The following is a 16150-nucleotide window of genomic DNA, read 5'->3' on the forward strand; positions in this document are numbered from 1 at the left end:
CGTTTCCGAGGCACGCAGATGAATGAGGCACGCAGATGAACAGGGACGAGACGAGGAAATGAGTCAGAGACGGGGAACGGGCGCCGTGACGGCGCTGGACGTGGCGGAATCGGACCGCCCGCCGCTATCGTGGAGCCAACCGGACAACTGTCCACTATCAGGAAACGTACCGGACAGCTGTCCGCTTAGCAAGACCGGGTTCCGGCCACGGCCCGCGAGGAGGACCGAGTGCGGGAGAAGAAGGACGGGCCTCAGCGCTCGGACGCGCAGCGGAACCGGGAGCGGATCCTGGAGGTCGCTCTGGTCGAGCTGACCCGTTGCCCGGACGCCCCACTGAGCGCGATCGCCAAGAAGGCAGGCGTGGGGCAGGGCACGTTCTACCGGAACTTCCCCAACCGCGAGGCGCTGGTCCTGGAGATCTACCGGCACGAGATGCAGCAGGTCGCCGACAGCGCGGCCGAGCTACTGGAGTGCCGGAAGCCGGACGAGGCGCTGCGGGAGTGGATGGACCACCTCGCGCGGTTCGCCACGGCCAAGGCGGGCCTGGCGGAGGCGATCCGACAGGCCACCGCCACCGGCGCGGCGGGGGCGCAGAAGCCCGGGCACACCCCGTTGATCTCCGCCGCCGAACTCCTGCTGCGCGCCAACGAGAAGGCCGGAACGATCCGCCCCGGAGTGACCGCGGACGACTTCGTCCTCGCCATCTCCGGCATCTGGCACATCGATCCCGACGGCGACTGGCAGCCGCGGGCGGCCCGGCTGCTGGACCTGGTGATGGACGGACTGCGGGTGGGGGCTCCCGGGCGGTGAAGCCGGGGGAGGGCACCACATTCCGCGGAAGTCAATAGTCGTTCAGTGTAGGCCCCATCAACTGTCGTTCACCGATGCTTCTTTGTGCCCCCGTGCGCCCCCGAGAAAAGCGGATTCAGGGGGCCGAGCTCGGGTTGAACTGGGCAGAACATTGATTCAAGCGCACGACCGGTGAACTGTCACCGACTTTCCATGTGTCGGCTGAGACAAGGGGTATTCGATGAGTGGTGCTGTGACCGAACCGACGCGAGTATCGACCGTGGGTACTGCGCCAGGCATATTCCCGTTCGTCAGCCATGCTATCGCCTTGTTCCGGCGCCCGCTGGACTTTCTGAATTCCCTCCCCGCACAAGGGGATCTGGTCGAGTTACGCCTGGGTCCGCAGCGAGCGTGGATGATCTGCGATCCTCAACTGGTCCATCTCATGCTCATGGACCCGCACACCTTCGACAAGGGCGGCACGCAGTACGACCGGCTCGGCGCGCTGATGGGCAACGGCATCGTCACCTGCCCGCAGTCCGAGCACCGCCGCCAACGCACGCTTCTGCAACCGGGTTTCCACCCGTCCCGCATCCCCGCGTACACCGAGCTGATGGCCGAGGAGGCCGAGGCGCTGTGCCGTGAGTGGCGGGCGGGCGAGAAGGTCGACGTCACGCGCGCGATGATGGCCCTGACGACGCGGGTCACCAGCCGGGTGCTGTTCTCCGGCTCGCTGGACGCCGAGCGGGCGGCCGTCGTGCGCGAGTGCCTCGCGGCCGTCGTGCGGGGCCTGTTCGCCCGTACGGTCGTGCCGGTCGACGCCGTCTTCCGCATACCCACGCCGGCGAACCGGCGCTACCAGGAGGCGCTGCGCCGCCTGCACGCGCTGATCGACACGATCATCGCCGAGCGCCGGGAAGCCCCTCCGCGCGAGGACCTCCTGGGCACGCTGCTCGCGGCGCACGACGGGGGCGGGGCCGGGAACGGGGCCGGGAACGGGGACGAGACCGGGGTCGGCGTTCGGGACGGGGACGCGGCCGCCGAGGGACCGCGAAGGGTCAGCGACCGGGAGATCCACGACCAGCTCATCACACTCCTGCTCACCGGAGTGGAGACCACGGCGATGTGCCTGGCCTCGGCGTTCAGCCTGCTGGCGGTGAACCCGGAGGCGGAGCGCGCACTGCACCGCGAGGTCGACGCGGTACTCCGCGACGGGCAGGCGCCGGGCCAGGAGGAGCTGGCGCGCCTGGAGTACACCCGGTGCGTGGTCACCGAGACGCTGCGCGTGTGTCCGCCCGGCTGGCTGTTCACCCGGATCACCACCCGGGAAACGGAGCTCGGCGGGCATCGGCTGCCGCGGGGGGCGATGATTCTGTACAGCCCATACCTCCTGCACCACGATCCCGCGTCCTTCCCCGAGCCCGAGCGTTTCCTTCCCGAACGCTGGCTTCCGGAACGGGAGACGGCCGTGCGGAAGGGCGCGATGCTGCCTTTCGCCGCGGGGAACCGCAAATGCATCGGCGACCGGTTCGCCATGGCGGAGGCGATGGTGGGAGTCGCGACGGTTGCCGCTCACTGGCGTCTGCGGCCGGTGTCGGGGCACGACGGACAGCCGCGTCCGGCAGTCACATTGGGGCCGAGGGCCCTCGTAATGCTCTGCGAGCCGCGTCAACACAGCCGGCACTACCGAATGGCAGGTGACAACGGTGTCGACGACGTATAAGGGAATTCCCGTCGCGACTCACAGCGGAATTCCGACCGGCAGCCTCAAGGAACTGATCGAGGCCACCCTCTACATGCCCTTCCCATTTTTGATCAATCCGCACGAACCTGAGGCCACCGCAGGCACTGACGCCTGGTTGCGCACGTGGGGGCTGACCGACGACCACGCCGTGGCGGAGATGATCGTCCGCACCCGGCCCGCCGAACTCGCGGCCTATAACAGCCCGTCGATGCCCGCCGACGTGCTCCAGCTGGTGGCCGATCAGATCGCCTACCAGTTCATCTTCGACGACCGCGCGGAGGAGGTCGGCCGCCGACAGCCGAGCCGACTGCTTCCCATGCTGAGCGAGAGCATCGGCATCCTGCGCGACGACCAGCCACCCAGCACCGCGCTCGGGGCGGCCCTGGCCGACCTCTACCGGCGCGTCCAGGAGCGGTGCACACCGGCCCAGACCGCGCGATGGGCGTGGAACTGCCGCGAGTACGTGCACGGGCTGCTGTACGAATCGGTGGCCCAGACAGAGGCGATCCCCTTACGCATCGGACTGTGCAGCTCGATACGTGCGCTGATCGCGGGTGTCGAGCCCTTCTACCCGCTCTGCGAAGCCGCGGCTCCCCATGAACTCGACCCCGAAGAGCTCTATCACCCCGTCATGCGGCGGCTGGGGCGGCTTTCGGCCGACGCGGCGGTGTGGATACCCGACCTGTACTCCGCGGTGAAGGAGCAGCGGGCGGGCGGAATGATCAATCTGGCCCTCGCTCATCAACGCGCGTACGACTGCCCACTGCCCGAGGCGGTCACGCTGGCGATCCGGCAGATAAACAACACCATCAGGGAATTCGAGAGGCTCTACGCGGAGATCGAACCGCAACTGAGCCCGGCCGGCGTCGCCTATGTCGACGGAATGACGGGCTGGATACGCGGTTGCTACTACTGGTCCCGCACCGTCCCCCGCTACGCGGACACCGCCACGACCGCCGCCGTCTCCTGAGCGCCGATCCGGTCTACGGTACCCGGATCAGGCCGGTTGAACCTGCCAGAGTGGAGAATTCACCCATCCCTGTCGTCCTCATTCCCCGGATTGGCCACCACCCGTCAATGAGCGCGTACGCTCGGCGCTGTCCACGGAGGGCCGACGACAGAAAATCGGGTACGGCACATGGCGAATGGGCTGCGGCAACCGAACAGCGAGCACCAGCTGTTGCTGGAGCGTCACCGCGAACTCCGTGCACTCGACGTCGCCTTGGCGAGCCTTCATGACACGGTGGACGGCGTGTCCCGGACGCCGCAGGGCGGTTTGCTGGCTTACACCGGTTCCGGCGGGCTCGGCAAGACGACACTCATGGCGCAGGCCCGGGCCCGGGCCTGCGCCCAGGGCTTCACCGTGCTGTCGGGCAAGGGCGGCGAGACGGAGCATGAGCTGGCGTTCCGCGTGGTGCGCCAGCTCATGCAACCCACGCTGGCGGCGATGGACGAGACCACGCGGCGTGACCTGCTGGGGAGTTGGTACGACATCGTCGCCACCGCTCTCGGGCTGGAGGCCGCGGGCACCGCGCCCATTCCGGATCCGACCGGCGTGCGTGACGGCCTCGACTGGGTCATGACGCGCCTGACGGTGAAAAAGGGGCCCATCGTCCTGCTCCTGGACGACCTGCAGTGGGCCGATGCCGAGTCCCTGGGCTGGCTCGCCTCCTTCGCCCCTCGCACCGCGGACCTCCCGCTGCTGATCATCGCCGCCTACCGGCCCGACGAACTGCCGCCCGAGGCAACCTCGTTCCGCTCCCTCTTCGAGGGCCACGGCAGCCGTCCCTACGCCCTGGCGCCGCTCAGCCCGGCGGCCGTGGCACGGATCGTCCGCCATGAACTGGGGGCGGGAGCCGAGGACGCCTTCTGCGAGGAGTGCTGGACGGTCACCGGCGGTAGCCCGTTCGAGACGGTGGAACTCGCCATCAGGCTCGGAGAAGACGGGTTGAAGGGCACTCAGGACGAGTTGCCCACGATGCGCAACCTCGCCTCCGCGGTCAAGGGCCCCGGCCTGCTCGATCAGCTGAGGCGGCTCGGCACGACCACCGTCCGTTTCGCCTGGGCCGCCGCGGTCCTCGGCACGTCCATCTCGCCGCATCTCGCGGCCGCCATCGCGGTGGTCAGCAGCGAGGACGCCGTCGAAGCCACCGAGCAATTGCGCGCCCGCCGGATCCTGGCCGACACCCCGGGGCCTGACGAGGGCCTGGAGTTCGTGCACCCACTGATCGCCACGACGATCTATCGGGCCATTCCCTCTCACCTGCGCGTCGGCCTGCACAACGCCGCCGCGATGGCCGTCCGTGCGGCGGGGCTCGGTCCCACCGCCGCCGCCCGGCACCTGCTGGAGGTTCCCGCCGAAGGCAAGACGGAAGCAGTTGACTGCCTGCGCGAGGCCGCCCGCGAATACCTGCGCGCCGGTGCCCCGGAAGCCGCCCGGCGAGTCCTGACCCGAGCACTTCAGGAACCGCCCCACCCGGAGGAGCGTGCCGAACTCCTCAACGAACTTGCCTCCTCGACCTTTCTGATCGACCCCGCCGCCACCGTCAGTCACCTCCGTGAGGCGCTGTCGGAACCCGAGGTCGACCCCGATCTGCATGCCTCCATCGTCTACCGGCTGACCCAGGCCCTCGCCCACACGGACCAGATGGCGGAGGCCTCCGCCGTCGCCGAGCAGGAAGCACGGCAGGCCCCCAACGCACGCATCAAGCTGCGTATGCAGGCGGATCATTTCGTCTGGAGCATGTTCCGCACCGACGAGCCCGACTCGCCGGCCCGTTCCCGCAGGCTGGCCAAGCTGGCCCGGCAACTGCCCGGCCGTGGTCTGGAGGAGCGCTACATCCAGGGTCTGCGTGCCTGGGACGCCCTGGTGCGTGGCGAGCCCCGGCAGACCGTCCTCGACACGGCCGAGGAGGCCCTGCGCGGAGGGATGAGCTGGACGGACGAGAACCGGGGCTTCGAGGTGCCCGTTTCGGTCGCCCTGGTGTTCATGTACGGCGACCAGCCGCACCGGGCCGAGGACCTGTTCGCCAAGGGCATCGCCGAGTGCGTCGCCAAGGGCTGGCGCGGCTCCCATCTGGCCCTCGGCAACACCCTGTCCGGCTACATCCGCTACCGGCGCGGCTGCCTCGCCGAAGCGGAGGAACTGGTCCGTGACGGTCTGCGCATCGCCGACAAGGTGAAGGGCGCCGTCCCCGCCCAATGGTTCGCCATCGGCATCCTCATCCAGACCCTGGTCGCCCGCGGCCGCACCGCCGAGGCCCGTGAGCTCGCCGACTCGTACAGCTACGGCGCCGTCGTCCCGAACGCCGTCATCTACCCGGATCCCCGCACGGTCTACTCGGAGCTGTTGCTCGCCGAGGGCCGGCACGTCGAGGCGGAGCGGCTGCTGACCGCCGTCGGGGACCGGCTGGAGGCGCGGGCCTGGCGCAACCCCGCCTGGTGCCCGTGGCAGCTGAACCTGGCGTACGCCGTCGCGCCGTCCGCGCCGGACCGGGCTGTCCGGCTCGCGCGGGACGCCGTCAAGCGGGCCCGCGACTTCGGCGCGGCCTCCGCGATCGGCCAGGCACTGCACACCGAGGCCGAGGTGACCGGCGGGACGGCGTCCCTGGAGCTGTACGCCGAGGCCGTGGCAGAACTGCAGCGGTCACCGGCGGCGTACGAGCTGGCCCGGGCCCTTGTCGGGCACGGCGCCGCGCTGTCCCGCAACGGCCGCGTCCAGGAGGCGGCCGACCGGCTCTACCAGGGCCTGGAGTGCGCCGTGCACTGCGGTGCGGAGGCCCTGGCGGGTCGCGCCCGGGACGAGCTCTCGGCCGCCGGTCTGCGTCCGCTGCCGCTGCGCTACGCCCAGACGGACACCCTCACGGCCCAGGAACGCCGAGCCGCCGAAATGACCGCGCTGGGCAAGCCGGTGGCGGTCGTGGCGAAGGAGCTGCGGGTCACCGAGCAGGGCGTGCGGCAGTTGCTGTCCCTGGTGTATCGCAAGGTGGGGACCGATGCGGCGGGGCTGGCCCGGGCGTTGGAGACCTTTCCGCGACCTCGGCCCTGACGGGCCGGGTCGCGGCGGTCGCGGCACGCACGTACCGCTATGTACCCCGCGTACAGCGGCCCTTCGGACTGGTCGCCGGTGGGCGGCACTGGAGGGCGAAGTCGGCGGGCTTGGTGCTCAGGTAGCGGCCCATGCAGGCGTTCGGTGTCGTCCGTCCGCGCTCGGCGCAGAAGGCCAGTGCCGCGCGGCCGTTGGCGAACGGGCCCGGAGTGTAGATCACCCAGTAGCCCGGGCGGAGCGAGGCGTACTTGTCGCTGCGGACGAAGACGGCCTCGGGCACGGACTCGCGGATCCGGGCGAGGCGCCGGTCGCGGGCCGCGGTGCCCGCGGAGAACGGTTCGGAGTACAGCTGGGCGACCCAGCGGCCGCCCCCGGCCGGGGCGGAGGGTGACTCGGACACCGTCGGGGTGGGTGTCGGCGAGGGCGACGCGCCGGGCGTCGGCGTCGACGACGTGCCCGCCGCGGAGCTGCCCTCCGCTCCCACGGTCTGCTTGTCGTCCCTCTTCCCGCCGTCGGGGGTGAGCAGAGTGAGGGCGAGTGCGGTGACGACGCCGGCGGCCAGGAGGGCGGTGACGGCGACCAGGAGCGGCTTGCGGCCACGCGGCCGGCGCTCCGGACGCGGCGTGTCCAGCTGCGTCGGTGTGGGCGCCGGAAGCGGAGCCGTCGGCATGGGCGTCACCGTCTGCGTCGGCTGGGCCCAGCGCGGTGTGGCGCCGGACTCCACCTGCGCCAGCAGCGCGTCCAGCTGCTCGGCGTCGGGGCGTGCCGCCGGGTCGCGCACGAGGAGGGACTGCAGTACGGGGGCGAGTGGGCCGGAGCGGACGGGCGGGGGAACCGGGTCGTCGAGGACCGCGGCCAGTGTGGCGAGGGTCGTCTCGCGGCGCAGGGGGCTGACGCCTTCCGCACAGACGTACAGGACGAGCCCGAGGGACCACAGGTCGGCCGCCGGGTCGTCGCCGTGCCCACGGACCCGTTCGGGGGCCATGTACTCGGGCGAGCCGACGAGTTCACCGGTGACCGTCAGCGCGGTCGCGCCCTGGAGGGCGGCGATGCCGAAGTCGGTGAGGACGGCGGTGCCGTCGGGGCGGAGCAGGACGTTGGCGGGCTTGACGTCGCGGTGCTGGATGCCGGCGGCATGCGCGGCGCGCAGCCCGGAGAGCACCTGTCGGCCGATGCGCGCCGCCTCCACCGGTTCCAACGGGCCGTCGGTCAGCCGCTGTTGGAGCGAGACGCCCGGCACCAGCTCCATCACGATCCACGGATGGGGGTCGGCCTCGATGATCTGGTGGACCGTCACCACGTACGGATTGCTGAGCCTGGCCAGGGCCCTCGCCTCGCGCATGACTCGTTCGCGTACGGCCTCGGAGGCCTCGGCGTCCGGCCGTACCGCCTTGAGTGCCACCTCGCGGTGCAGCACGGTGTCCCGGGCCCGCCAGACCGTGCCCATGCCTCCGCTGCCGAGCCGCTCGATGAGCTCGAAGCGTCCGTCGATCATGTCCCCCGCTGTGTTCACCCGCCATAGGTTAGGGCAGGAGCCCGGGCGGTCGCGGGGGCGTGTCGCCCTTCCGCCCCGCGCCCGGGGGTGAAGATCGGCCGAGATACGTCGTAGCCGGTCCGGAAGCCGGCTCCGCCCCGTACGTTGCCACCAGTGCTCTGTGCCGAACGGCACACCGACCCCACGCACTGGGAGCTTCCTTGGACATCGAAGGCACCCACGAAGGCACCCACGAAGGCACCCACGAAGCCACCATCGACAACACCATGGAAAGCGCCTCGGACGCCGCTCGTACCGGCCCCCTCTCCCGCCGCAGATTTTTGCAGGCCACCGCGACGGCCACGTCCCTCGCCACCGTGGGTACGCCGGTCGCGGTCGCGGCCACCGGTACGACCAGCCTGTCATTCACCGCCGCCACCGGCGGTTCCGCGACCCTCGCCCCGGCCGGTGACCGGCTGGTCGCCGAGGTCCAGAACGTGCTCTGGTCCATCCCCCGGGCCGGCGGCCCGGCCGTCGCGCTCACCACGGCGGGCCTCGAACCCACGCGCCCGCAGTTCTCGCCCGACGGCAGCCGTCTCGTCGTCTGCGCCTACCGCGGCGGAGGGTTCCACCTGTGGACGCTGCGCCCCGACGGCAGCGGGCTGCGGCAGCTCACCGACGGCCCGTGGGACGACCGGGGCCCGGCCTGGTCGCCGGACGGCACTCGGGTCGCGTTCGCCTCCGAGCGCGGCGGCGACCCCGTGACCGGCGCGCCGTACCGCATCTGGGTCGTGGACGTGCGCACCGGCGAGGTGACCCGGCTCACCGGACGCCCGGGCCAGGACGCGGCGACGGCCACGGAGGACTTCGACCCGACCTGGTCGCCCGACGGCGAGCGGGTGCTGTTCGTGCGCGCCACCGTCACCGCTTCCGGCGCACTGCGCGCGACCACTGTCGCCTCCGTGGCAGCCGACGGCTCGGGCCCGGTCACCACCGAGCACACCGACGACTCCGGCGCCCAGCTCATGACCCCGGCCGTCTCCCCCACCGGCCGTCTCGCCCACCTGCGCACCACGCCCCACCCCACGGCCTCCTGCACCCTCGTCGTGGACGAGAAACCGGTCGCCGTCGAGGGCGACGTTCTCCCCGCGCCGCCCCGCTGGACGGACGGCGAACGACTGCTCCTCACGGTCGACGGTCAGTTCCGGCTGCTCGACCCGGGCGCGCCGGGCGACGGCGAGGAGATCCCGTTCACGGCCACGCTGCCCGTGGACCGCCCCCGCTATCGCGGCAAGAGGTACGACTTCGAAGGCACCGGCACCCGTCCCGTCCTCGCCCTGCACCTGCCCGCCCTGTCACCGGACGGCCGCCGTGTCGCGTTCGCCGCTCTCAACGCGCTGTGGACCGCGGACACGGCGGGCGGCCGGGCGCCGCGCAAGGTGTTCCAAGTCCCGTCCACGCGTTACGTGTTGGCCCCGACGTGGACTCCCGACGGCACCGGGCTGGTGTACGCCGACGACCGCGACGGGCTGTTCGCCGTACGGCGCCGGGACCTCGGCTCCGGGGAGGAGACCGTGCTCGCCGAGGGCGGGCGTGTCTTCCCCGCCCTCTCGCCGGACGGGACGCGGCTCGCCTGCCTGGACATGTCCGGCAACCTCGTGGTGCGCGACCTGCCCGACGGCGCCGAACGCGTCCTCGCCGCACCCCTCGGCGCGGGTGGACTGCCCGGCCGCCCCAGCTGGTCGCCCGACGGCCGGTACGTGGCCCTGTGCGACCGCAACCGGCTCAACCGGCGCTTCCGCGAGGGCTACAACCTCATCCGGGTCGTCGACACGACCGACGGGACCGCCGCCCTGCACGCCCTCGCCCCGCACGTCTCGCTCTCCGACCGCTACGACTCCGGGCCCGTCTGGTCGCCGGACGGCCGCTGGATGGCCGTCGTCGCGGAGTCGGCGCTGTGGCTGCTGCCGGTGCGAGCCGACGGCACCCCGGACGGTGAGCCGCGCCCGCTGACCACCGAGCCGGCCGACCACCCGTCCTGGTCCGCCGACGCCGGCACCCTGCTCTACCTCTCGGCAGGCAAGCTGCGCCTGATCGACATCGACAGCGCGAAGGCCCGTACCGTCCGCGTCCCGCTGGAGTACCGCAGGCCCCGCCCGGCCGACACGGTGGTGCACGCGGGCCGCTTCTGGGACGGCACCGGGTCGGAGGTCCGCGAGGACATCGATGTCGTGGTCCGCGACGGCCGTGTCGCGGAGGTCGCCCCCCATCGGACCGGCCGCCCGGCCGCGCGCCGTGTCGACGCGAGCGGCCGAACGGTGATCCCGGGCCTGTGGGACGCGCACACCCACCCCTGGCACACCACCTACGGCGGCCGCCAAACCGCGCTCCAACTCGCCTACGGCATCACGACGGCCGTCTCGCTGGGCGGGTTCGCCTACGAACAGGCCCGCGTCCGGGAGGCGGTCGCCGCCGGCGTGCTGGCCGGACCGAGGCTCCTGACCACCGGCGAGCTGCTCGACGGGGCGCGCGTCGCCTACAGCATGGGCCGTGCCCACCGCACCCGCGAGGGCCTGCGCCGCTCGCTGGCGCGCGGGGCGGCGCTGGACTGGGACTTCGTGAAGACGTACGTACGAGCCCCCGGCTGGGTGATGAAGGAGGCCGCCGACTTCGGGCACGAGCGGCTCGGCGTGCGCAGCGGAAGCCATCTGTGCAGCCCGGGTGTGCAGCTCGGGCAGGATCTGACGACCCATCTTCAGGCCACGCAGCGGCTCGAGTTCGGGCACGCGACCTCCACCACGGGCCGCGCGTACCAGGACGTCGAGGAGATCTACACCCGCACCGACTTCCACCTGGTCGCGACGCCGTTCACGGCATCGCCCCTGCTCGGCGCGGACTCCGCGCCGGCGGACGACCCACGGGTGACCGCGCTCATGCCACCGTGGGACACCGCGCTCGTGCGCGAGGCGGCCGGAAAGCCACCGACTGACGCACAACTGGCGACTCTGGACAGGGAGTTGAACGTCTACCGTCGGGTTCTCGCGGGCGGTGGACTGGTCGCGCTCGGCACGGACCAGCCGATCGTCCCGGTCGGGCTGCACCTGCATCTCGCGCTGCGCGCACTGCACCGCGCCGGGCTGTCGGCGGCCGAGGCGCTGCGCACCGCCACCCTGCTGCCGGCGCGGGTCTTCGGGGCGGATGCCGACCTGGGCACGTTGGAGGTGGGCAAGCTGGCCGACCTGACGATCGTGGACGGCGACCCCTTCACCGACTTCGCCACCCTGGTCCGCACGGTGGCGGTGCTCCGCGGCGGGGTCCTCTTCGAGCAGGCGGACCTGGTCGACGCGTTCGACGACACGGGCGTGCGAAGCGAGGCCGCCTCGGCCGTGGACTGGTTGGAGGTCAGCCGCCATATGCGACGCGAGGGGTGCTGCGATCCGGAGAGCGGGGGCTGACGGCAGGTGCGTTGCCCCGGAACTGCTCAGTGGCTCCGGGGGTTCCGGCGCGGCATGATGACGGCGTTGGGCAGGTTCGGCGCGGGAAGGCGGTCGCCCGGGTAGCCCTCGACGGCGCCGAAGCGGTCGGAGGACGCCTCCCAGTCCTCTCGGGCGCGGACGATGTCCTCGTGGCTGCGGCCGACGAAGTTCCACCACATGACGATCTCCTCGTCGAACGGGGGCCCGCCGAGCAGGATCGTCCGCGCCGGGCCGTCCGACTCGTTCACCAGCGTCAGGGCGTCGACGCCGGGGTGGACGTAGCCCAGTTCCGCCGGGCGCAGCGGGGTGTCGGCCAGCCGGACGTCCCCGCTGTCGACGAGGAGGCCGTGTTCGAAGGCGGCGTCCACGGCCAGGGTGATCGCCGTGTGCGGTGCGAGGGTGATCTCGGCACCGAGCAAGGGCGAGAAGGTCCGCACCGGGGAGGTGTCTTTGGCGAGTGAGCCCAGGAAGACCCTGATCTCGGCGCCGTCGGCCCGCACGGGTTCGGGTGCGTAGTGCTGGAAGTCGCGTGCGGTGTCCCGGTGCTCTTCGGGCAGCGCCACCCACAGCTGCACGCCGTGGAGGACCGCGGTGTGCGGGGTGGAGACCTCCGCGTGGGCGATGCCGTACCCGCCGGTCATCAGGTTCAGCTCGCCGGGCCGGACGAGGGCGTGGCTGCCGAGACTGTCGCGGTGCTCGATCTCACCGCTGAACAGCCAGCTCACCGTCTGCAGTCCGGTGTGCGGATGCGGGGGAACGTCCATGCCGCCCGCCAGGGAGACATCGACCGGGCCGTAGTGATCCGCGAAGCACCAGGCCCCGATCAGCGTCCGGGTTCGCTGCGGCAGCGTCCGCCGTACGGACATCGCGCGCGGCCCACCCAGAGGCACCTCCCGCGCGGCGAGCACGTCGACTCGCGGCGCCTCGGCCGACCGCCTGTCATACGGCGCCGGCGCCGCGGCTTCCACGTTGCTCATCGAGAACACCTTCCGCCTACTTCTACTTGTCCGAGGCCGGGTCGTCGTCCAGGTGCTCGACCACGCGATCGGCGATCCGGGCGAGTGTTCGCAGCTCCGCCGGAGTGACATGGTCGAGGAACAGCGAACGCACCGCCTCGACATGGAGCGGGGCGGCCGCCTCGATCGCCGCCCGCCCCTCCTGCGTGATCACGACGAACGCGCCACGGCCGTCTTCGGCGCACTCCTCCCGCGTCACCAGCCCACGCTTGGCCATCCGGGCGATGTGATGGGACATCCGGCTCTTCTCCCACTCCACCGAGCGGGCCAGATCCACAAACCGCTGCCGGCCGTCCGGAGCGTCCGTCAGATTGACGAGCACCGCGTAGTCCGCCGCCGACAGCTTCGACTCCGCCTGGAGCAGGCGTGCCAGCCGACCGCCGAGCCGCTCGTGCAGGCGCACAAAGCCCCGCCACGCATGTTGCTCGTCCGCCGTCAGCCACCGCACCTTTTCCGCCATGCAGAAAGTGTAGTCATGGTTGACGCTTCACCTAGCCAGGAGGGGGCGGCCTGTCGCTGGGACTCAGCTCGCCTTGATGTTGGATGCGTTCTCGGCCAGCCAGTCGTCGAAGCTCCTGAGCGCCGGGTTGATCTGCCGCAGCTTCTTCAGGTCGCGGGCGCCGGTGAATTCCTGGTCGAAGTCGCCGTAGTACTGGAACATGTTGCCGATCTCGTCGGCCGCCGGTACGTCGAGGGCGCGGAAGACGTCGTACGGCACGGACTGGAAGCGCACCGGCTCGCCGAGCGCCGCCCCCAGCTTCTCCGCGTACTGCGCACCGGTCAGGTGATCGCCGGCCAGGCTGATGGTGCGGCCGATGAACTCCTGGCCGCCCTTCAGGACGGCGAGGGCCGTCCGGCCGATGTCGGCCACGTCCACGCCGGCCAGGAGCTTGCCGTCCTCCAGCGGCAGGGTCAGCGTCAGTACGCCGTCCTCGGCGCGCTGGGGTGCCATGGCCTGCAGGAAGCCCTGGAAGAAGAAGGTCGTGTTCAGGAAGGTCGTGGGAACGCCGGCCTCGCGGAACAGACTGTTTCCTTCTCCCTTGGCGTCGAAGTGCGGCACGTTGTACCTGTCCTGCAGGACCGGCATCCGGTCGTCGTCCAGGGGCAGCAGGTCGCGGGTGTCCTCCAGCGTCGACCAGACCACATGGCGCAGCCCCGCGGACTTGGCGGCCCGGACGAGGACCTCGATCTCCTCCGTCTCCTTCGCCGCCGAGCCGTGCGCCCAGAAGTTGGTGACGAGGAAGGCACCGTAGGCACCCTCGAACGCCTTGTGCACGGTCGGCTCGTCGTGGAAGTCCGCCTCTACGACCTCGGCGCCGAGCGTGGCGAGTTCCTGGGCGGCGGCGGAGTCGGGGTTCCGGGTGAGCGCACGCACGGCGAAGCCCGCATCGGGATCGGCGAGGATCGCCCGCGCGACACCACCCCCCTGTGCGCCCGTTGCTCCGGTGACCGCGATGACCTTCTTGTCGCTCATATCGACCGTCCCTGGCTGAGGGGGAATGAATTGGTTGACGCGTCAACAACGATACACGGGAGAAACCGGCCGTCAATGACTACAGGACCATAAGGATGCGCCCCATCAGGTCATGACTCATCCATGCGACCTGATGGTTGACGCTGGTTGATGCGTCAACCTCGTTCGCGTAATTTAGATGATGCATCAATCACATGGGCCGCAGACCCCGACCAGGCGGTGAGCAGGCCCCGATCACAAGAGGTCTCTGTGAACGTCGCTTTGTGGGCCGTCGCGGCCCTGCTCGCTGTCGTCTTCCTCGGTGCCGGCGCTACCAAGCTCGCCCAGACGAAGGAGAAGCTCACCGCCTCCCCGTCCATGGCCTGGGCGAACGACTTCCCGCCGGGTGCGATCAAGACGATCGGGCTGCTGGAGGTTCTCGCGGCCATCGGGCTGGTCCTGCCGGCAGCGGTGGACATCGCGCCGAGTCTGGTTCCGCTGGCCGCTTCCGGACTGGCGCTGACCATGTTCGGCGCCGCGATCACGCACGGCCGGCGCGGGGAGTTGCAGCCGGTCGTCATGAACGTGGTGCTGCTCGCCCTGGCCGGTTTCCTGGCCTGGGGCCGCTTCGGGCCGCACGCCTTCTGACGCGCGGCCGCCCGGGCGTGAGGCTTGCGGCTTGCGGCTTGCGGCTTGCGGCTTGCGGCTTGCGGCTGTGAGGATTGCGGCTGCGAGTATGGCAGTTGTCGGGAATGCGGTTGTAGATCACTCCGGCCCCGCACTACCTTCCCGACGTGGATCTCTTCTCACGCTCCTGGGCGGCGTTGCGCACGGCGGTCGCCGGGCTCCCGGACGAGGACTTCGCTCAGCCGTCCGGCTGTAGCGGCTGGCTCGTGCGGGACCTGGTGTGTCATCTGGTCATCGACGCTCAGGACGTCCTGATCACCCTCGCGACGCCCGCCGACACGGAACCGACCCGAAACGCGGTGACCTACTGGGAGATCGCCGACATGCCGCCGACCGGCGACGACCCACTCGACGCGCTGATCGTCCGGCTGGCGGCCGCGTACGAGGAGCCCCGGCTGCTGAAGTTCCACCTCGACGACGTCGGCTCCGCCGCCGGCCGCGCCGCCGAACTCGCCGACCCGGAGCTCCGGGTCAGCACCCGCGACCAGGTCCTCACCGCGGGCGACTACCTCTCGGCGTACGTCCTGGAGTGGACGCTGCACCACCTGGACCTGGTCGCCCACCTCCCGAACGCGGCGGGACCGCCCGCCGAGGGGCTCGCCCGGACCCGCGGGATGCTGGAGCAGATCGCCGGGAGCGCGTTCCCCTCGTCGTTCTCCGACGAGGACGCGCTGCTGGTCGGCACCGGGCGGCGCGCCCCGACCGACGCGGAGCGGGCCGAACTGGGCGAGCAGGCCGCGAAACTCCCGCTCTACCTTGGGTGATTGTCCGACCTGACGGCGGAGGTCCATAGGTCACCCTGCAAGAAAGCTGAAACGCACCTTTCGCTCTGGATTGTCCTTATTTGTATCCACCAGGCACACCGACTGCCACGTCCCCAGTTCCAGCCGCCCACCCACCACCGGCAGGGTCGCGTGGGGCGGGACGATCGCCGGGAGGACGTGGTCGCGGCCGTGACCGGGGCTGCCGTGGCGGTGCTGCCAGCGGTCGTCGGCGGGGAGCAGGGTGTGCAGGGTGGTGAGGAGGTCGTCGTCGCTGCCGGCGCCCGTCTCGATGATCGCGATTCCGGCGGTCGCGTGCGGGACGAAGACGTTGAGCAGGCCGTCACGGCCCGCCGCCACCTCCCTCAGGAAGGTCTCGCAGTCACGGGTGAGGTCGACGACCGTCTCCTCGGAGCCGGAGGCGACCTGGAGCACTCGGGTGGTGAACGCGTCTGACATGCTCCCATCCTGACTCATCCCTCAGGGTCCGCGCCCGAGCGGCCGCCCGGAAGCTGATACGAGCGGCCCACTTCGCGAGACGCCCGTTGACCGGGAACACGCCATCTGGCTACGTTCGGCGGCATGTTGTGTTCAGCTCTGCTCACCACGCGCGGTCATATCGACCTGCTGCGGGTGGCCTCCGCCGCGTGTCGCCGCGGCCGCTGACGCCTTCTTCTCTCTCGGCTTTCTGCCTGTACCCAC

Annotated in this window: 13 protein-coding genes; 8 read left to right on the top strand and 5 right to left on the bottom strand. The window is 71.0% G+C overall.

The window, feature by feature from the left end; translation table 11 throughout:
• The first annotated feature begins 228 nt into the window (after positions 1-228).
• The 4 genes from I2W78_RS36950 (at position 229) to I2W78_RS36965 (ending at position 6581) form a co-directional block, all read left to right on the top strand.
• Positions 229-810, top strand: coding sequence for a TetR/AcrR family transcriptional regulator (locus I2W78_RS36950; protein WP_196465104.1), 582 nt, complete (start codon positions 229-231; stop codon positions 808-810).
• Between the two features lie 220 nt (positions 811-1030).
• Entirely contained in the window at positions 1031-2512 is a 1482-nt protein-coding gene (locus I2W78_RS36955) for a cytochrome P450 (protein ID WP_196465105.1), read from the top strand.
• Entirely contained in the window at positions 2496-3503 is a 1008-nt protein-coding gene (locus tag I2W78_RS36960; protein ID WP_196465106.1) for a (-)-alpha-amorphene synthase, read from the top strand. The genes I2W78_RS36955 and I2W78_RS36960 overlap by 17 nt, the downstream gene beginning before the upstream one ends.
• Before the next feature lie 168 nt (positions 3504-3671).
• Positions 3672-6581, top strand: coding sequence for an ATP-binding protein (locus I2W78_RS36965; protein ID WP_196465107.1), 2910 nt, complete (start codon positions 3672-3674; stop codon positions 6579-6581).
• A 37-nt stretch (positions 6582-6618) separates the two neighbouring features.
• On the opposite strand, the gene I2W78_RS36970 is transcribed toward I2W78_RS36965, so the two are convergent.
• Positions 6619-8094, bottom strand: coding sequence for a serine/threonine-protein kinase (locus I2W78_RS36970; RefSeq protein ID WP_307784027.1), 1476 nt, complete (start codon positions 8092-8094; stop codon positions 6619-6621).
• A 248-nt stretch (positions 8095-8342) separates the two neighbouring features.
• Here I2W78_RS36970 and I2W78_RS36975 point away from each other — a divergent pair, with 248 nt between their 5' ends.
• Positions 8343-11510: an amidohydrolase family protein gene (locus I2W78_RS36975; RefSeq protein WP_196465227.1), complete on the top strand. Its 3168-nt coding sequence runs from the start codon at positions 8343-8345 to the stop codon at positions 11508-11510.
• 26 nt (positions 11511-11536) lie between these two features.
• Here the strand turns inward: I2W78_RS36975 and I2W78_RS36980 are convergent, their stop codons facing one another.
• The 3 genes from I2W78_RS36980 to I2W78_RS36990 all read right to left on the bottom strand — a co-directional run bounded on the left by I2W78_RS36980 (position 11537) and on the right by I2W78_RS36990 (position 14021).
• Positions 11537-12508: a pirin family protein gene (locus tag I2W78_RS36980; RefSeq protein WP_196465108.1), complete on the bottom strand. Its 972-nt coding sequence runs from the start codon at positions 12506-12508 to the stop codon at positions 11537-11539.
• Positions 12509-12530: 22 nt separating this feature from the next.
• Positions 12531-13007: a MarR family winged helix-turn-helix transcriptional regulator gene (locus I2W78_RS36985; protein WP_196465109.1), complete on the bottom strand. Its 477-nt coding sequence runs from the start codon at positions 13005-13007 to the stop codon at positions 12531-12533.
• A gap of 63 nt (positions 13008-13070) precedes the next feature.
• The gene (locus tag I2W78_RS36990) at positions 13071-14021 is read right to left on the bottom strand and encodes an NmrA/HSCARG family protein (RefSeq protein WP_196465110.1); all 951 of its coding nucleotides are present in this window, start codon (positions 14019-14021) and stop codon (positions 13071-13073) included.
• Between the two features lie 249 nt (positions 14022-14270).
• On the opposite strand from I2W78_RS36990, the gene I2W78_RS36995 reads away from it, so the two are divergent.
• Both I2W78_RS36995 and I2W78_RS37000 read left to right on the top strand, forming a co-directional pair.
• A complete protein-coding gene (locus I2W78_RS36995; RefSeq protein ID WP_196465111.1) occupies positions 14271-14648 on the top strand; it encodes a DoxX family protein in 378 nt (125 codons plus the stop codon).
• Positions 14649-14794: 146 nt separating this feature from the next.
• Positions 14795-15451, top strand: coding sequence for a maleylpyruvate isomerase N-terminal domain-containing protein (locus tag I2W78_RS37000; protein ID WP_196465112.1), 657 nt, complete (start codon positions 14795-14797; stop codon positions 15449-15451).
• A 30-nt stretch (positions 15452-15481) separates the two neighbouring features.
• On the opposite strand, the gene I2W78_RS37005 is transcribed toward I2W78_RS37000, so the two are convergent.
• Entirely contained in the window at positions 15482-15907 is a 426-nt protein-coding gene (locus I2W78_RS37005; protein ID WP_196465113.1) for a secondary thiamine-phosphate synthase enzyme YjbQ, read from the bottom strand.
• A gap of 123 nt (positions 15908-16030) precedes the next feature.
• Here I2W78_RS37005 and I2W78_RS41795 point away from each other — a divergent pair, with 123 nt between their 5' ends.
• Positions 16031-16114, top strand: a complete 84-nt coding sequence (locus I2W78_RS41795; protein WP_374222749.1) for a putative leader peptide — start codon at positions 16031-16033, stop codon at positions 16112-16114.
• Positions 16115-16150 lie beyond the last annotated feature (36 nt).

The sequence above is a fragment of the Streptomyces spinoverrucosus genome, assembly GCF_015712165.1.
In the GTDB taxonomy this organism is placed as follows: domain Bacteria; phylum Actinomycetota; class Actinomycetes; order Streptomycetales; family Streptomycetaceae; genus Streptomyces; species Streptomyces spinoverrucosus_A.

Coding starts and splice junctions, on each gene's coding strand:
- I2W78_RS36980 (WP_196465108.1), bottom strand. CDS start 12,508: ATGAGCAACGTGGAAGCCGCGGCGCCGGCGCCGTATGACAGGCGGTCG.
- I2W78_RS36990 (WP_196465110.1), bottom strand. CDS start 14,021: ATGAGCGACAAGAAGGTCATCGCGGTCACCGGAGCAACGGGCGCACAG.
- I2W78_RS36955 (WP_196465105.1), top strand. CDS start 1,031: ATGAGTGGTGCTGTGACCGAACCGACGCGAGTATCGACCGTGGGTACT.
- I2W78_RS36965 (WP_196465107.1), top strand. CDS start 3,672: ATGGCGAATGGGCTGCGGCAACCGAACAGCGAGCACCAGCTGTTGCTG.
- I2W78_RS36975 (WP_196465227.1), top strand. CDS start 8,343: ATGGAAAGCGCCTCGGACGCCGCTCGTACCGGCCCCCTCTCCCGCCGC.
- I2W78_RS41795 (WP_374222749.1), top strand. CDS start 16,031: ATGTTGTGTTCAGCTCTGCTCACCACGCGCGGTCATATCGACCTGCTG.
- I2W78_RS37005 (WP_196465113.1), bottom strand. CDS start 15,907: ATGTCAGACGCGTTCACCACCCGAGTGCTCCAGGTCGCCTCCGGCTCC.
- I2W78_RS36985 (WP_196465109.1), bottom strand. CDS start 13,007: ATGGCGGAAAAGGTGCGGTGGCTGACGGCGGACGAGCAACATGCGTGG.